Below are 647 nucleotides of genomic sequence, written 5' to 3'. Positions count from 1 at the left end.
CTCAACCTGTATTTCCACAACCACGCCTGATGCCCCGCCGCAACGCGCGGCACCGGTGACTGACGCACAACGACAGAAAGCGGCACCGGGCGGCACGGCCGCCGCCCAAGCCGCACACGGGTACTGGCGAGAATGGCGCGCCGTCCCGGCGCGCCACGCCCGAGAATTGCACTGGAGGAGAGTGTCATGAGCGAGACCCTGTTCACCAACGTCAACGTCCTGGATTCCACCGGCAGCCAACCCTATGCCGGAGAGGTCCTCGTGCGGGACAACCGCATTGCCGAGGTCGCCGCGGGGAGCGGCCAGATCAAGGCCCCGGCGGCGACGGTCGTCAACGGCAGCGGCGCCACGCTGATGTCCGGCCTGTGCGACGCGCACACCCATCTGAGCTGGATCGACCAGGCAGGCCTGGACAAGATCGGCATCATGCCCGTCGAGGAGCACATCCTCGCGGCGGCCGGATCGGCCAAGACCTATCTGGACAGCGGTTACACCATGTGCTGCGGCGCGGCCGCCGCCAAGCCGCGGCTGGACGTGGTCATCCGGGACGCGATCAACAGCGCTCAGATCCCCGGCCCCCGCTATCTCGCGAACGGCCCGGAGATCTCCACCATCGGCGGCCTGGGCGACGTCAATCCCAGTCACAT

1 pseudogene is annotated in these 647 nt (G+C 68.0%); it reads left to right on the top strand.

From position 1 onward, the window contains the following. Window positions 1–186 precede the first annotated feature (186 nt). Window positions 187–647: pseudogene (locus tag G7A99_RS23440) on the top strand (amidohydrolase family protein); the annotation flags it as partial.

The organism is Arhodomonas sp. KWT (genome assembly GCF_010993615.1).
Note: the sequence above shows the minus strand (reverse complement) of the source record. Positions and strands in the feature narration are given on the sequence as shown.